This window comes from Thauera sp. GDN1 (assembly GCF_029223545.1).
GTDB lineage: Bacteria > Pseudomonadota > Gammaproteobacteria > Burkholderiales > Rhodocyclaceae > Thauera.
In genome coordinates this window covers 2511569-2527613 of sequence record NZ_CP097870.1, presented here as the reverse complement: position 1 = coordinate 2527613, position 16045 = coordinate 2511569, and the positions used below count along the sequence as shown (strand labels likewise).

Sequence of the window (16045 nt, the reverse complement as noted above, 5' to 3'; positions counted from 1 at the left end):
ACACCATGGATCTCGCCTACACCCCCCGGCAGAAAGCCTTCCGCGAGGAAGTGCGCGCCTGGCTCGCGGCCAACCTGCCGCGCGAGTCGCTGGCCAGCTACGACACCCGCGAGGGCTTCGAGCAGCACCGCGAATGGGAGCGCAAGCTGTTCGACGCGCGCCTGTCGATGGTGATCTGGCCCGAGGCCCTCGGCGGCCGCGGTTGCGACCTCATCGAATGGCTGATCTTCGAGGAGGAGTATTACGGCGCCGGCGCACCGATGCGGGTGAACCAGAACGGCCAGTTGCTGCTCGGCCCGACGCTGATCGAGTTCGGCACCGAGGCGCAGAAGGCGCGCTTCCTGCCGCGCATGGCCTCGAGCGAGGACATGTGGGCGCAGGGCTGGTCCGAGCCCAACGCCGGATCGGACATGGCGGCGATCACCAGCAAGGCCATCCTGTCCGCCGACGGCAGCCATTACGTCGTCAATGGCCAGAAGACCTGGTCGACGCGGGCGAGCTTTGCCGACTGGCTGTTCGGCCTGTTCCGCAGCGATCCGGGCTCGAGCCGCCACCACGGCCTGTCCTACCTGGCGGTGCCGCTGGACGCGCCGGGCGTGACCATCCGCCCGATCCAGGCCCTCAACGGCAAGCAGGCCTTCGCCGAGATCTTCTTCGACGACGTCAAGGTGCCGGTGGAGAACCGCATCGGTGACGAAGGCCAGGGCTGGCACGTGGCGATGGCCACCGCCGGCTTCGAGCGCGGCCTCCTGCTGCGCTCGCCGGCACGGTTCCAGTACACCGCGCGCAAGCTGGTCGAGCTGTACAAGGCGCACCGCGAAGTCGCCGACCGCGACCCGAGCATCCGCGACGCGGTCATCGAGGCCTGGACGGGCACCGAGGCCTATGCACTGTCCGCCTACCACACCGTCGGCCGCCTGGCGAAGGGCGCGCGCATCGGTGCCGAGGCGAGCACCAACAAGATCTACTGGTCCGAGCTCGACCTGAAGATGCACGAGACCGCGATGCGCATCCTCGGCCCCTTCGCCGAGCTCACCGGCGACGCGCCGGAGGCGGTCGAGGCCGCGCGCTGGCTGGACGGCTTCCTGTTCGCCCAGGCCGGGCCGATCTATGCCGGCACCAACGAGATCCAGCGCAACATCATCGCCGAGCGCATGCTCGGCCTGCCGAAATAAGGAAGGGGCCGCCATGGACTTCACTTTCACCGACGACCAGCTAGCCTTCCGCGAGGCGGTGAGCCGCTTCCTGATGACCGAAGCCGCGCCCGAGATGCTGCGCGAGATCTGGGACACCGACATCGGGCGCTCGCCCGAGTTGCGCAAGAGCCTCGCCGAGCAGGGCCTGACCGCGCTGTCGGTGCCCGAGAACTGCTGCGGCCTGGGCATGGACGACGTCGCCTGGGCGCTGATGACGCAGGAGCTGGGCTACTACGCCATTCCCGATTCGCTGGCCGACGTCGCCTATGTGGCAGCCGGGCTGATCACGGCGCTCCCGGCCGGCACCGCCGAGCGCGAGGCCTGGCTGGTCCGCATCGCCGAGGGTAGCATCCGCATCGCCGTCGGACACCCGGTGAATCCGCTGGTGGCAGATGCCAACCCGGCCGATCTGCTCCTGCTCGCCCACGGCGACGAGGTGCATGCCGTACCGCGCGCCCAGGTCGAGATCGAGGCCAATGCCAGCATCGACCTGTCGCGCCGCCTGGCACGCGTGCGCTGGACGCCCGCCACCGCGAGCCTGATCGCCGACGGCGAGGCCGGCCGCGCGCTGTGGGCGCAGACGCTGAACCGCGGCGCGCTGTCCACCGCCGGCCAGCTGCTGGGCCTCGCCCAGCGCATGCTCGACCTGTCGGTCGACTACGTCGCCCAGCGCAAGCAGTTCGGCAAGCCGATCGGCAGCTTCCAGGCGGTCAAGCACCATCTGGCCGACGTCGCCACCAAGATCGAGTTCGCCAAGCCGGTGCTGTACCGCGCCGCCTACGCGCTCGCCCACGGCGAGGCCGGGGCCGACGCGCGGGTGTCCCACGCCAAGCTCGCCTGCGGCGAAGCCGCCTGGCTGGCCGCGCGCCATGGCATCCAGGTGCACGGCGCGATGGGCTACACCTGGGAAGTCGATCTGCAGATGTTCATGAAGCGCGCCTGGGCACTGGATGCGTCCTGGGGCGACCGCGGTTTTCACAAGTCCCGCGTCGCCGACGCGATCCTGGTCGAGGGCGCCGCGCTCGGCCCCGGCCACACTTTCGAGGAATGAAGATGGCGCAAGCCTCCAATCAAGCCTACATCGTCGATGCCCTGCGCAGCCCCACCGGCAAGCGCAAGGGCGGTCTGTCCCACGTGCATGCGATCGACCTCGGCGCGCATGTCCTCAAGGCGCTGGTCGAGCGCAACGCCATTCCTGCCGACGAATACGACGATGTGATCTTCGGTTGCGTCGACACCATCGGCTCGCAGGCCGGCGACATCGCGCGCACCGCGTGGCTTGCGGCCGGACTGCCGCTGAACGTGCCCGGCACCACGGTGGACCGCCAGTGCGGCTCCTCGCAGCAGGCGCTGCATTTCGCCGCGCAGGCGGTGATGAGCGGCACCCAGGACGTGGTCGCGGTCGGCGGCGTTCAGACCATGACCCAGATCCCGATCTCGTCCGCCATGCTCGCCGGCCAGCCGCTCGGCTTTCCGGACCCGTTCTCGGGCAGCAAGGGCTGGAAGGCGCGCTTCGGCGACCAGCCGGTCAACCAGTTCTACTCCGCTCAGCGCATCGCCGACCACTGGCAGTGCAGCCGCCGCGACATGGAGGTGTATGCGCTCGAGAGTCACCGCCGCGCGCTCGCCGCCATCGCCGAAGGTCGCTTCGAACGCGAGATCGTCGGCCTCGAGGGCGTCACCAAGGACGAGACGCCGCGCGTGTCCACGCTGGAGAAGATGGCCGAGCTGGAGCCGGTCGGCCCCGAATACCCGTCGATCACCGCCGCGGTGTCGAGCCAGACCTGCGACGCCTCCGCCGCGCTGCTGGTGGTGTCGGAAGCCGCGCTCAAGCGCTACAACCTGACCCCGCGCGCCCGCGTCCACCACCTGTCGGTGATGGGCGACGACCCGATCTGGCACCTCACCGCGCCGATTCCCGCCACCCGTGCCGCGCTCAGGAAGACCGGCATGCGCATGAGCGACATCGACGTGGTCGAGATCAACGAGGCCTTCGCCTCGGTGGTCATGGCCTGGCAGAAGGAGCTGGACTACGACCCCGCGCGCATGAACCCCAACGGCGGCGCGATCGCGCTCGGCCATCCGCTCGGCGCGACCGGCGCACGCCTGATGACCACGCTGCTGCACGAGCTGGAACGCAGCGGCGGCCGCTACGGCCTGCAGACCATGTGCGAAGGCGGCGGCCAGGCCAACGTCACCATCATCGAACGGTTGTAAGGAAAGGGATCGACATGGGAATTTGTGAAAGACGCACCGTCATCATCACCGGCGCCGGCGGCGGCCTGGGTCGCGCCTATGCGCTGGCCTTCGCGGCCGAGGGCGCCAACGTGGTCGTCAACGACATCCGCAAGGAAGCCGCCGACGCCGTCGTCGCCGAGATCACCGCGGCAGGCGGCAAGGCGATCGCCAACGCCGACGACATCACGCGCATCGACACCGCGCAGCAGATCGTCGATGCCGCCGTGGCGGCGTTCGGCGAGGTGCATGTGCTGGTCAACAACGCCGGCATCCTGCGCGACCGCATGTTCATCAGCCTGTCCGAGGACGACTGGGACCAGGTCATGCGGGTGCACCTCAAGGGCCACTTCTGCCTCGCCAACATCCTCGGCAAGCGCTGGCGCGACCAGGCCAAGGCCGGCAACAGGATCGCCGCGCGCATCATCAACACCAGCTCCGGCGCCGGCCTGCAGGGCTCGGTCGGGCAGTCGAACTATTCCGCCGCCAAGGGCGGAATCGCCGCGCTCACGCTGGTGCAGGCCTCCGAGCTGGCACGCTACGGCGTCACCGCCAACGCGCTGGCGCCGGCCGCGCGCACCTCGATGACCGAGAGCGCGATGCCCGACGTGGTGAAGGCGCCTGAGAGCGGTTTCGATGCCTGGGCGGCGGAGAACGTCGCGCCGCTGGTCGTCTGGCTGGGCAGCGAACTGTCCTCCCACGTCACCGGCCAGGTGTTCGAGAGCCAGGGCGGGCGTATCTCGGTGTGCGACGGCTGGCGCACCGGGCCGCAGAAGGACAAGGGCGCGCGCCTCACCGCCCTCGAAGCGGGTGCCACCGTGGATGAACTGATGAAGCAGGCCGTGCCTGCGCAGAAGGTGTGGGGGTCTTGAGATGAGCGAACGGGCGGTGGAGCAGGGGCGTCGTGATTTCCTGAAGGCCGGCGCGGCCCTGGGCGGCGCCGCGACAGTAGGCCTGGGCGCCGCGGCGCCCGCCTGGGCCGCGGCGTCGGCACTGCCGCTGCCCGAGTACGAGCGCTGGGATGCGACCGAGATCGCGCTGCGCATCGGCCGCGGCGACGTCAAGCCGAGCGAGGTGCTCGAGGCGGCGATCGCGCGGGCCGAGGCCTACGCGGCGATCAACGCCGTCACCGTGCCGCACTTCGATCTCGCACGCGAGGCCGCACGCACGCTCGACGCTGCCGGCCAGGCCGAACGCGCGGCACGTCCGGCGCTTGCGGGCGTACCGTTCGCGCTCAAGGATCTCGGCGTCGCGCTCAAGGGCACGGTGACCACCAACGGCTGCGCCTTCTTCAAGGACGCCGTCGCCGACCACGATTCCACCCTGGTGCAGCGCTACCAGGCGGCGGGCCTCAACATCTTCGCCAAGCTCGCGTCGCCCGAATTCGGGCAGACCGGCACCACCGAGTCGCGCCTGTTCGGCGCCACCCGCAATCCCTGGGATCTGGAGCGCAGCTCCGGCGGCTCCTCGGGCGGCGCCTCGGCGGCGGTGGCCGCCGGCGTGCTGCCGGTGGCGCATGCGAGCGACGGCGGCGGCTCGATCCGCATTCCCGCTTCGCACTGCGGCCTGTTCGGCCTCAAGCCCAGCCGCGGGCTGATTCCGATGGGGCCGAAGTCGCTCGAAGGCTGGCTCGGTCTGTCGGTGCACAACGTGATCAGCCGCAGCGTGCGCGACACCGCGCTGCTGATGCAGCTCAGCCAGGGGCCGGAGGCGGGCTCGCGTACCGCACCGCCGACCGCAGACCTGATTGCGGCGCTCGAGCAGGCTCCGCGCGGACTGAAGATCGGCCTGTTCCAGACCAACCTGTTCGGCGCCGGCGTGCATCCGGAATGCCTGGAAGCGTCAAACAAGGCGGCCACGCTGTGTGCCGGCCTGGGCCACCACGTCGAGCCGATCGACCTGTCGGCGCTGCCCTTCCTCGAGATGGCGGGCAGCATGGGCGTGGTCACCGCCAGCGGCATGCTGTACACCGTGCGCGAGCGCGAGAAGGCCATCGGCCGCGAGGCACGCGAGGACGAGTTCGAGCCGATCGACTGGCAGAGCCTGCAGAAGGCCAAGTCCTACACCGCCGAGCAGATCCTCAAGGCGCGCAACGTCTTCGACCGCGGCGGCCGCGTGCTGGACGAACTGTTCGCGCGCTACGACCTGATCCTGTCGCCGACCACCGCCGCGCTGCCGCCCAAGCTGGGCGAGCTCTCGCTCGACCAGCCTTTCGAGAGCTATGCGCGCAACGCGGTGCAGGCCTCGGCCTTCACCTCGATGTTCAACATGACCGGCCTGCCGGCGATGTCGGTACCGCTGCACTGGAGCGCCGAAGGGCTGCCGATCGGCGTGCAGTTCGCGGCGCCCTATGGCGGCGAGGCGCGGCTGATCGCGCTCGCCGCGCAGCTCGAGCAGGCCGCGCCGTGGGTGGATCGCCGCCCGCCGCGGCTGGGCTGAACGACGGGGAGAGCACCCTTGGCTTACACACTGACAGGCCTGGAAGGCAAGCTCGCCGTCGTCACCGGCGCCGGACGGATGCGCAGCATCGGCCGTTCGATTGCAGTCGAGCTCGCCCGCGCGGGCTGCGACGTCGTCGTCACCGGCAGCGGCCGCCCGGCGGACGCCTTCCCGGATGACGAGAAGCGGGCTGGCTGGCGCGACATCGACTCGGTCGCCGAGGAGATCCGCGCGCTGGGCAGACGCGCGCTGCCGGTGGTCAGCAACGTCGCCGACCCGGATGCCGTCGCGGCCCTGGCCGACACGGTGATGCGCGAGTTCGGCCGGGTGGATTTCGTCATCAACAACGCCGGCGCCGCGCGCGCGGGCGACCGGGTCCCGGTGGTCGATGTCGATCCTGCCGCCTGGCGCAAGGTCATCGACGTGAACCTGAACGGCAGCTTCTACATGAGCCAGGTGTTCGGTCGCAGGCTGATCGAGCAGGGCGAGGGCGGCGCCATCATCAACATCTCGTCCGTGGGCGGCAAGCTGATGGCGCCCAACACCGCCGCCTACGCCGCCAGCAAGGCCGGGGTGCATGCCCTGACCGCAGCGATGGCGGGCGAGGTGGGGCGCTACGGCATTCGCGTCAATGCGATCTGCCCGGGCATCGTCACCACGTCCCGCCTGGACGACCTGTCGCCCGCGCAATGGGACGCCATCATCGACACCTACGTGCCCCTGAAGCGCGCCGGCGCGCCGGCGGAGATCGCCAGCATGGTGGTGTATCTGTGCAGCACCCAGGGCGCGTGGATCAGCGGCCAGCTCTACAGCGTCGATGGCGGGCAAGTGGCCGGGCGATAGGCGATCCGCACCCGCCTCGCGCATGTCCGGACCTCATTCCCAAGGAAAACCGATGAATACATCCGCCTCACAGGGCGTCGCGGTCGTCACCGGCGCCAGCCGTGGCGTTGGCCGCGGCGTGGCCGAAGCGCTCGGCGCGGCCGGCATGACGGTCTACGTCACCGGGCGCAGCACCACCGACGGCGCATCGCGCATCGGCGACACGCCGCTGCACGGCACCATCCACGACGCCGCCGCCGCGGTCACCGCCGCGGGCGGGCAGGGCATCGCGGTGCATTGCGACCATGGCGACGACGCGCAGGTGAAGGCGCTGTTCGAGCGCATCGAGCGCGAGCAGGGCCGCCTCGACATCCTGGTGAACAACGCCCTCTGCATCGACGACAGCCTGATCGAGCCCGGCCCGTTCTGGACCAAGCCGCTCGCCCAGGCCGGCATGTTCGGCGTCGGCCTGCGCTCGAACTATGTCGCCGCCTGGTACGCCGCGCCGCTGCTGCTCAAGGCCGGGCGAGGGCTGGTCGCGTTCACCTCCTCGTACGGCGCCGGATGCTACATGCACGGCCCCGCCTACGGCGCGCAGAAGGCCGGCTGCGACAAGATGGCCGCCGACATGGCGGTGGATTTCGAGGGCACCGGCGTGGCGGCGGTCTCGCTCTGGCTGGGCGTGCAGCGCACCGAACGCACCGAGATCGCCGCCCGCCTGCGCGGCGACGCCTACGGCGACTTCATGGCGCGCAGCGAGAGCCCGCAGTTCGTCGGCCGCGTCATCCACGCGCTGTGGCGCGATCCGGAACGGGCCGCGCTGTCCGGGCGTACCCAGATCGTCGCCGAACTCGCGCAGCGCTACGGCGTGCGCGACGAGGACGGCCGCGAGCCGCCGACCTGGCGCAACATCCTCGGCGCTCCGTGCGCCTTCCATCCGGCGCGGGTGAGCTGAGGGAGCGGGGCGATGACGCTCGAACAACGCATCGCGCGGCTCGAGGCGCTGGAGGCGATCCGCCAGCTCAAGCACCGCTACCTGAACGCCTGCGACCTCAAGGAGGTCGAGACCATCCGCGACTGCTTCGCCAGCGGCCCGATCGTGGTCGATTTTGAAGCCGTCGGCCGCTTCGAGGACCGCGACAGCTTCGTCGCCCTCTACCAGTCGCTCGCCTGCCACCCCAACGTGCGCGACAGCCACCACGGCGCCAACCCCGAGATCGAACTGCTCGGCGACGACCACGCGCGCGGGCGCTGGGCCTTGTCCTACTTCAACCTCGACGCCGAAACCGGTACCACCCGTCGACTGGGCGTGATGTACGACGACGAGTACCGCCGCATCGACGGGGCGTGGAAGATCGTGGCGACGCGGTCGCGGATACTGGTGGCGGTCGCAGGCTGATTTCGTGGCCGGCTTCCTGCTGATTTCTGCTCGGCAGTCTGTTCATCGAAGCGGATCATCCGGGCTTGGCTGGGCATCTCCGCGGATGATCAACCGAAGCAGGAGCGTTGAGGCGGAGCAATCATTGCACTACACTCCGATGCATGCCGATCCTGCAACGCTTCAACGACGCGCGTGTTCTGATGTACCTGAGCGACCATCCACCGCCCCATGTGCACGTGAAGCTGCGTGACGGCAGGGAGTGCACCGTTGATATCGGATATCGACGACGGCGTAATCAAGGGCCGGGTGTCCGAACGCGAAATACGTGAAGCGCTGGCCTGGATCGAAACGAACCGGGATTTCCTGTTCGACCAATGGCGGAGGAACAACCCGTGAGTGATTACTTTTTCCCGAAGCTGACAGCCGTTGTGGCGCTGGCACCCTACCGCCTGCGCACCACCTGGAGCACGGGTGAAGTGCTGGAGGTCGATGTGGGCGAAATCCTGCGCAAGGTCCCAGCGCTCGCACCCATCCTCGAACCCGAGGTGTTTGCGCGTGCGCATATCGCCGACTGGGGAGGCGGCATCGAGTGGTTCGATACCGAGTTTGGCGAGGACAACGTCTATGCGTGGGCCAAGGAGCAGGCCGGTGAAGTCAGTCATGAAATGTTCGGCGACTGGATGCACCGTAACGATCTGTCGCTGACCACGGCGGCCGAGGCGCTCGGCATCAGCCGCCGCATGGTGAGCTACTACCGCACCGCGCACAAAGCCATTCCGCGTTCCATCTGGCTGGCCTGCCTCGGTTGGGAAGTCACTCGACCGACGACGAAGACACTGCCGCGGACCTTGCCGACGGTGCGCGAGTACGCTGCCGCGCGTGCTTGAGGCTGATATCGCTTCACGACGCGCTGAACTGCGCGGCTGTGCAGAAGATTATTCGGCAGTCCGCGCCGCAGGAATCACCAGCAAAAGCTCGGACTCGTCGATCAGACGGTAGAAGGGGCGCTTGCCGCCGAGCCGCTCGCTGCCGTCGAGAATGATCTGCACGCCTTCGCCGCGCTTGTCCATCATCGCGCTGCGGCTGGTAAACGCCTGGTCGTCGTCGGGAATCGGGCACTTTGCCAGCAGGCTGGTGATGGCCTCGTTGCGCGCAGACTGGCGGTAGGGGAGGCTTTCCACCGTCATCGTGTTGGGAATCGCGCCCGGCGAATACAGCTCGAGCCGGTCGGCAAACATGCGCAGGCGGATCTTGGCGCCGTGGATGGAGTAGTCGCGGTGCGCGACCGCATTGACCAGCGCCTCGAACACGGCAGTCAGCTCGTACTGCGGGATATCGCGCCGGCCCCGATCCTTGATGGCGAACACGCGCATGTTCTTCTGCACGAAGTGGCACGCGGCCAGCACCTGTGCGTCGAGCGGGCCGGTGATGTCGCGGGCGTCGATCTGATACAGCGAGCCGGCCTGCGGCAGGATCTCGGTGCCGCGATACGCCACCGCCTGGATGAACGCGTTGGGCAGCCAGCGGCGCGGGTCGGTCGTCGCCATCAGGATGCCGGCGACGGTCGGCCGCAGTTGTCCGTCGCTGTCGGTGCGCGCCATCGCCAGCTTGTCGAGCAGCACCTCCCGCGTGTCCTGGATGCGGGGGCTGGCAAAACGCTGCCACAGTGGTGGTGACAAGTCGTCGAGGCTGGCGCCGGGGACGGTTTGCTCGTCGAAGCGGATGATGCGGGCCTGGCTGCGTTGCTGAAAAAGGCGCGCGAGATAGTCCGGAGCCATTTCCCGTTTTGCGCTGCCTATGCGATGCAGGTAGCCGCCCGGGCTTCTGTGCACGAACAGGCTGCGGGATACCTCCACCTTCAGGACCGGCTGTGGCACCTGGTCGGCGCCCGGCAGCGTCATGCGTTGAAGGATTGGGGCAAGCGGAGGGGTGACGCTGTCCAGACAGAGCTGGCGCACGAAATCCTCCACCCGGTCCAGATTTTCCACGGGAATGCCCAGTACCTCGCGCGCGTCATTGACGCCGAGCACGCAGACGCCGCCCTGGCTGTTGGCAAAGGCGGCCAACTCGTCTGCCAGGGCGTCGCGATGCGGCGCGGCCAGCTTGCTGCCCGCAAAGCGCACTTCCTTCAGCTCGAGAAAGGAGTCCTCACCCAGGCGAATCTTCTCGATCAGATCTGCAACCTTGTCGAACATGGTTGAACCTCTCATCCAGCGGTGCTGCTGGTTCGCGATGGTATCAGGGCGGAGCGGTTGTTCATCAGACGACCTCGTCGATCAGCGCTTCGGCCAGGTGCGCCTGCTTGGTCTGGGCGGCGGTGAGGCGGGTCTTGAGGCTGGCGGTCAGGGCGAGCAGCTTTTCGACCTGGGCGACGATGCGGGATTGTTCGGCGAGCGGAGGGAGCGGAATCAGTGTCGATTTGATTTTCCCGACGTTCAGGTTCGGCTGTGCCCCGCCGGCCGCCTCTTCGCGAATTTCGTCGTAAATCCTCCTGAAGTACTGCTTGATGTATTCCTTGTGGTCGGCGTTCGAGAGAATCGGAACGATTGCAGCACAAGCCTGATTCGTTGCTGCTTCGATAAGCAGTTCCGAAATTTGTCCTCGCGTCTTTCCCTGCCCATAGAGAGCGATGACCAGCGTGTTAACTGGATAGAGCCGAAGGCTTGTCTGCTGAACCGCAAGCGATGAGACTGACTCAGCCGTCTTGGAGATGAGCGAATTTCCCGTTTCGCCACTTGCGACCCAGGGTATCTCGGCCGGGTTCCAGTATTCAGGAGTGGAACGAGATGGCGTTGTACCCGTGCCAATATCTGCAATTACCTCAAGCCGGACCCACTCCCACCCCTTCGGCAGCTCATATGGCTTTTCGCCGTCGGTGATCGGCGCAAGCGGCTTATCCCGCTTGATCTTGCCTTCCTTGATCAGCCGGTTCTTCTCGGCGCGTATGTGCTTGAGCAGTTCGCTGGCGGGCTCGTCGTTCGGGTCTTGCGGGACGAGTTTGCCGCGCACGGCGAGCTGGAGCAGGGTGGCGTCGAGGCGGTCGATGGATTCGGGCGTGGTGAAGAGGGTGTCGAAATGCGCGGCGAGGTGCTGCCAGTGGCGGCGGAATTGGTCGGCGTCGGCGGATTCGGCGAACTGGTCGAGTGCGGCGTCGACCCAATGCCCCTGCACCCGCGCGGCGTGGCCTTGCTCGGCTTCGAGCCGGTCGCACAGCGCCATGAGTTCCTCGACCTTGGCGACGATGCGGGATTGTTCGGCGAGCGGGGGCAGTGCGACGACGATGCTGTTTAGCTTCGCTTGGTTCATCTTTGGCTGTGCCGTTCCAGTGATATACGGCTCAAGCGATATGGCGTTGATGAACAGACAGAGGTACGACATCAGTTCAGCGTGTGTGACGTCGATAACGTGTGCGTGGTTATTAACCCAGTACTTTCCGTGCGCTAGGAATGCGATCGGCGTCGATCGATTCAGGAGATTTGCTCCATCCTCGCCAATTAAGAGCAGCGACTGGTCGAAAATATATCCATCAATCTTGTCGATAACGCCCGATGCCCCGTAATAGTCGTAAATCTTGGCTCGCTTCTCCCTATCCGCCGCCGACACCGGAATGCGCTCACCATCTCGGTTAATGGACGCTTGACCGAACCGAGCCCAAGTCCAACTTTTCGGGATCTCGAATGGCGTCTCGTCTGTCGTTATCTCATCGAACGGCTTGTCCCGCTTGATCTTCCCTTCCTTGATCAGCCGGTCCTTCTCAGCACGAATCCGCTTCAGCAACTCGCTCGCCGGCTCATCGTTCGCGTCTTGCGGCACCAGTCTGCCGCGCACGGCGAGGCTCAGGATCAGTTCGCGCAGCCTCGCGATGCCGCCGACGCTGGCGGCGAGGAGGTCGAAGTTCTCGAGCAGCGCTGCCGTCATGCCTGCTCCTCGAGCGCCGCGGCGAGGATGGCCTTGAGTTCGTCGCGCGTGGCCTGAATCTGCGCTTGCAGCGCGGTGTATTGCGCGAGCAGTTCCTGCGGGTCGTGGCTGTCTTCCTCGGGGTGGTGCGGGTTCTTGATGTCGAGGTTGAAGTTGCGCGCGCGGAGCTCGTCGATGCTGACCTTCCAGGCGAACTCGGTCTCGACGCGGGCGGCGAAGCCGTCTTCCTCCGTGCCCCACCAGGCCTTCTCGGCGGCGAATTCCTCGATGCGGATCGGCTTGGTCTTGGAGTAGCTCTTGTAGCCGGCGGGGTAGGGGTGCTCGTAGTACCAGACGTGCTCGGTGGGCCGGCCCTTGGTGAAGAACAGCAGGTTGGTCTTGATGCCGGTGTAGGGCGCGAACACGCCGTTGGGCAGGCGCACGATGGTGTGCAGCTTGCACTCGGTGAGCAGGCGCTCCTTGATGCGGGTCTTCACGCCTTCGCCGAATAGGGTGCCGTCGGGCAGCACCACCGCGGCGCGGCCGCCGTCCTTGAGCAGATGCATGATCAGCACCAGGAACAGGTCGGCGGTTTCCTTGGTGCGGATGTCGGCGGGGAAGTTGGCCTCGATGCCGGGTTCCTCGGTGCCGCCGAAGGGCGGGTTGGTGAGGATGACGTCGACGCGGTCGGCCGGGCGGTAGTCGCGCAGCGGGCGCGACAGGGTGTTGTCGTGGCGGATCTGGCTGGGCACCTCGATGCCGTGCAGCAGCATGTTGGTGACGCACAGCAGATGCGGGAGCTGCTTCTTCTCGACGCCCGACACCGCGCGTTGCCAGGTGTGGCGATCCTCAACCGTTTTGATCTGGCCGCGCAGGTGCTCCAGCGTGCAGGCGAGGAAGCCGCCGGTGCCGCAGGCGGGGTCGAGCATGCGTTCGCCGAGTCGGGGATTGACCCGGTCGACCATGAACTGGGTGACCGCGCGCGGGGTGTAGAACTCGCCCGCGTTGCCGGCGCTTTGCAGGTCCTTGAGGATCTTTTCGTAGAGGTCGTTGAAGAGGTGGCGCTCGGCCTGGTCGTTGAAGTCGATCTCGTTGATCTTGTTGATGACCTGGCGCAGCAGCTGGCCGGACTTCATGTAGTTGTAGGCGTCCTCGAACACGGACTGCACGACGTAGCCGCGCGGGTTGCGCCCGGGGTCGGCGGCGAGGCCTTTCATGCCGGGGAATAGCTCGGTGTTGATGAAGTCCTGCAGCTCGTCGCCGGTGATGCCTTCGGCGTCCGCCGCCCAGTTGCGCCAGCGCAGCGGCTCGGGGATGGGCGAGCGGTAGCGGTCCTGCATCAGCTCGAGCTCGGATTCCTGGTCGTCGAAGATCTTGAGGAAGAGCAGCCAGCTGAGCTGCGACAGGCGCTGCGCGTCGCCATCGACGCCAGCGTCCTGGCGCATGATGTCCTGGATGGATTTGATGAGGGTGGTGCTGATTGCCATGGTGCCTTTCGTAACTTGAGGTGCTGCGGCGGGTCGTCCGATTTACTTGCCGGCGATTTTGCCGGTTTTCTTGCCGGCTACGTCACTTCTGGAAGCCTTGCCCCTATTGGGATACCGGCACGATCTGACGTCTGAGCCTCACGACTTTTTGCCGGTTGTTCTGCCGGTTAGTTTGCCGTCTGCTGGTACAGCCCGCGTTCGAGTTCGCGGATGGCGCCGAGGTAAGCGGGCTTGCCGCCGAAGGCCTTGATGATCTGGGAGACCGAGCCGATCGCATCGAAGGGCTGGAGCTGGAGCACTTCCATGCTCTCGACCTCGGTGATGCCGGCGTCGGCGTACTTGTCGAGCAGCAGCTCCAGCACCTTGCGCGCGGTGCCTTCGTAGCGGGTGAAGTAGTCGCGCTTGCGGACGTTCTCGGCGCGCTCGCGGCGGGTGAGCGGCTTGCGGCCAAAGGCGATGTGGCAGACGAGGTCGAAGGGGTCGAGCGCCTTGCCGGTCTCCTTGGCGAGCTCCTCGAAGAGGATGCCCTGGTTCTCGAGTTCGGCGATGACCGTGGCCTTGCGGTCGGCGTCGTTCCAGGTCTTGAGGAAATCGTCGAGCGAGGCGAAGCGCTTGCCGATCTGGATGCGGGTGTAGTCGCGCAGCGATTCGGTGATGAGCCGGCCGTCCGGGCCGTAGTACTGCACGCGTTCGTTCACCACGTAGACCGGCACGTCCTCGATGACGTACTTGATGCGTTCGCCGCCAGTTGCGGGCGGTTCGGGAAGCTCGCCGGGCTGACCGCGTGACTCCTGGCCTGGTGGCGGTGGTTCCTCGGGCGGTACGACGGGCTCATCGCCACCCGGGTTGTAGATGACGACCGGCTCGCCGTCGAAGGCCGGGTCGGCAAAGAGTTCGGTGGCGCGTTTGAAGTCGAGGATGGAGAACCAGAGCTTGCCGTACTCCTCGTCGATGCGGGTGCCGCGGCCGATGATCTGCTTGAACTCGGTCATCGAGTTGATGGTGCGATCGAGCACGACGAGCTTGCAGGTCTTGGCGTCGACGCCGGTGGTCATGAGCCGGCTGGTGGTGGCGATGACCGGATATGCCTTCTCGGGGTCGATGAAGTTGTCGAGCTCGAGCTTGCCTTCGAGGTTGTCGCCGGTGATCTGCATCACGTACTTGGGGTTGCGGCTGGCGAGGTCGGCGTTGGCGTTGATCAGCGCCTGGCGCATGCGCGCGGCGTGGTCGATGTCTTCGCAGAACACGATGGTCTTGGCCATGCGGTCGGTGCCGCGCAGGAATTCGCTGATGCGGCGGGCGACGGCCTCGTCGCGCTGGGTGAGCACCAGCGTGCGGTTCATGTCGCGCTGGTTGTAGATGCGGTCCTCGACGAGCTGGCCTTTTGAATCGAGCTTGCCGGCCTGCGGGCGCCAGCCGAGGTCCTTGTCGAGATCGACGCGGATGACCTTGTACGGGGCGAGAAAGCCGTCCTCGATGCCCTGCTTGAGCGAATAGGTGTAGACCGGATCGCCGAAGTAGCTGATGTTCGAGACCGCTTCGGTTTCCTTCGGCGTGGCGGTGAGCCCGAGATGCACGGCACCGCTGAAGTAGTCGAGCACCGCCCGCCAGGCGGAATCCTCGGCCGCGCTGCCGCGGTGGCATTCGTCGATGACGACGAGGTCGAAGAAATCAGGGCTGAACTGGCGGTAGATGTTCTTCTCTTCCTCGGTGCCGGTGACGGCCTGGTAGAGCGAGAGGTAGATCTCGTAGGACTTGTCGATCGAGCGGTTCTCGATCTTGGTCATCGCGCCGCCGAAGGGCTTGAAGTCGTTGCTCTTGGTCTGGTCGACGAGGATGTTGCGATCGGCGAGGAAGAGGATGCGGCTGTTGGGGTGCGACTTCCAGAAGCGCCAGATGATCTGGAAGGCGGTGTAGGTCTTGCCGGTACCGGTCGCCATGACCAGCAGGACGCGGTCCTGCCCCTTGGCGATGGCCTCGATGGCGCGATTGACCGCGGTGGCCTGGTAGTAGCGCGGCTGTTTGCCGGTGTTGTGGTAGTCCTGCGCGTAGACCGGCGCGATGTCGGCGCCGATGCCTTTCCAGGCCAGATAGCGCTGCCAGAGTTCTTCGGGAGACGGGAATGCGCTCAGCGCGATCTCGGTTTCGAGCGCGCCGTCCGTGCGCGTCCTGTCGTGGAAGACGAAGCCGTCGCCGTTGCTGGAGAAGGCGAAGGGCACGTCGAGCATCGCGGCGTAGTCGAGCGCCTGCTGGATGCCGTCGCGCATCGAGTGGTTGTTGTCCTTGGCCTCGACGACGGCGAGCGGCAGGCCGGGCTTGTAGTAGAGGACGTAGTCCGCGCGGCGGATGCTGCTCTTGTCGCGCCGGCCGGTCTGCCCGCGCACCACGACGCGGCCGTCGGTGAGGCGGACTTCCTCGCGCATCTGCAGCTCGGTGTTCCACTGCGCCGCGGCGATCGCCGGGGTGATGTACTGGGTGCAGATGTCGCGTTCGGACAGCGTCTTCTTGTTCATGAGCCCGTTTGGATCTGGCGTTCGGCCTTGCGCGGATGATGACAGCAACAAGCGCGCGGATGCAAAGACGATGGA

At 66.8% G+C, this 16045-nt stretch carries 13 protein-coding genes; 9 read left to right on the top strand and 4 right to left on the bottom strand.

The features are described from left to right. The first annotated feature begins 5 nt into the window (after positions 1–5). The 9 genes from CKCBHOJB_RS11635 (at position 6) to CKCBHOJB_RS11595 (ending at position 8960) form a co-directional block, all read left to right on the top strand. A complete protein-coding gene (locus CKCBHOJB_RS11635; protein ID WP_281048834.1) occupies positions 6–1175 on the top strand; it encodes an acyl-CoA dehydrogenase family protein in 1170 nt (389 codons plus the stop codon). A 13-nt stretch (positions 1176–1188) separates the two neighbouring features. Then, positions 1189–2247, top strand: coding sequence for an acyl-CoA dehydrogenase family protein (locus tag CKCBHOJB_RS11630; RefSeq protein ID WP_281048833.1), 1059 nt, complete (start codon positions 1189–1191; stop codon positions 2245–2247). 2 nt (positions 2248–2249) lie between these two features. After that, positions 2250–3413 (top strand): acetyl-CoA C-acetyltransferase, encoded by a 1164-nt coding sequence (locus CKCBHOJB_RS11625; protein ID WP_281048832.1) that lies wholly within the window; start codon positions 2250–2252, stop codon positions 3411–3413. Between the two features lie 14 nt (positions 3414–3427). After that, a complete protein-coding gene (locus CKCBHOJB_RS11620; protein WP_281048831.1) occupies positions 3428–4303 on the top strand; it encodes an SDR family oxidoreductase in 876 nt (291 codons plus the stop codon). A gap of 1 nt (position 4304) precedes the next feature. Beyond that, a complete protein-coding gene (locus tag CKCBHOJB_RS11615) occupies positions 4305–5870 on the top strand; it encodes an amidase (RefSeq protein WP_281048830.1) in 1566 nt (521 codons plus the stop codon). A gap of 18 nt (positions 5871–5888) precedes the next feature. Continuing rightward, a complete protein-coding gene (locus CKCBHOJB_RS11610) occupies positions 5889–6713 on the top strand; it encodes an SDR family oxidoreductase (protein ID WP_281048829.1) in 825 nt (274 codons plus the stop codon). A 52-nt stretch (positions 6714–6765) separates the two neighbouring features. Then, a complete protein-coding gene (locus CKCBHOJB_RS11605; RefSeq protein ID WP_281048828.1) occupies positions 6766–7647 on the top strand; it encodes an SDR family NAD(P)-dependent oxidoreductase in 882 nt (293 codons plus the stop codon). Positions 7648–7659: 12 nt separating this feature from the next. After that, complete coding sequence (locus CKCBHOJB_RS11600) at positions 7660–8091, top strand: nuclear transport factor 2 family protein (protein ID WP_281048827.1); 432 nt, start codon at positions 7660–7662, stop codon at positions 8089–8091. 374 nt (positions 8092–8465) lie between these two features. Beyond that, on the top strand, positions 8466–8960 hold the full coding sequence (locus tag CKCBHOJB_RS11595) for a DUF2442 domain-containing protein (RefSeq protein ID WP_281048826.1): 495 nt from the start codon (positions 8466–8468) through the stop codon (positions 8958–8960). A 48-nt stretch (positions 8961–9008) separates the two neighbouring features. On the opposite strand, the gene CKCBHOJB_RS11590 is transcribed toward CKCBHOJB_RS11595, so the two are convergent. The 4 genes from CKCBHOJB_RS11590 to CKCBHOJB_RS11575 all read right to left on the bottom strand — a co-directional run bounded on the left by CKCBHOJB_RS11590 (position 9009) and on the right by CKCBHOJB_RS11575 (position 15970). Then, a complete protein-coding gene (locus CKCBHOJB_RS11590; protein WP_281048825.1) occupies positions 9009–10268 on the bottom strand; it encodes an ATP-binding protein in 1260 nt (419 codons plus the stop codon). A 64-nt stretch (positions 10269–10332) separates the two neighbouring features. Next, positions 10333–11991, bottom strand: a complete 1659-nt coding sequence (locus tag CKCBHOJB_RS11585) for a restriction endonuclease subunit S (RefSeq protein WP_281048824.1) — start codon at positions 11989–11991, stop codon at positions 10333–10335. Further along, positions 11988–13457 carry a class I SAM-dependent DNA methyltransferase gene (locus CKCBHOJB_RS11580; protein ID WP_281048823.1) on the bottom strand — a complete coding sequence of 490 codons (1470 nt, stop codon included), beginning with the start codon at positions 13455–13457 and terminating at the stop codon, positions 11988–11990. The genes CKCBHOJB_RS11585 and CKCBHOJB_RS11580 overlap by 4 nt, the downstream gene beginning before the upstream one ends. 167 nt (positions 13458–13624) lie before the next feature. Beyond that, positions 13625–15970 carry a DEAD/DEAH box helicase family protein gene (locus CKCBHOJB_RS11575; protein ID WP_281048822.1) on the bottom strand — a complete coding sequence of 782 codons (2346 nt, stop codon included), beginning with the start codon at positions 15968–15970 and terminating at the stop codon, positions 13625–13627. Positions 15971–16045 lie beyond the last annotated feature (75 nt).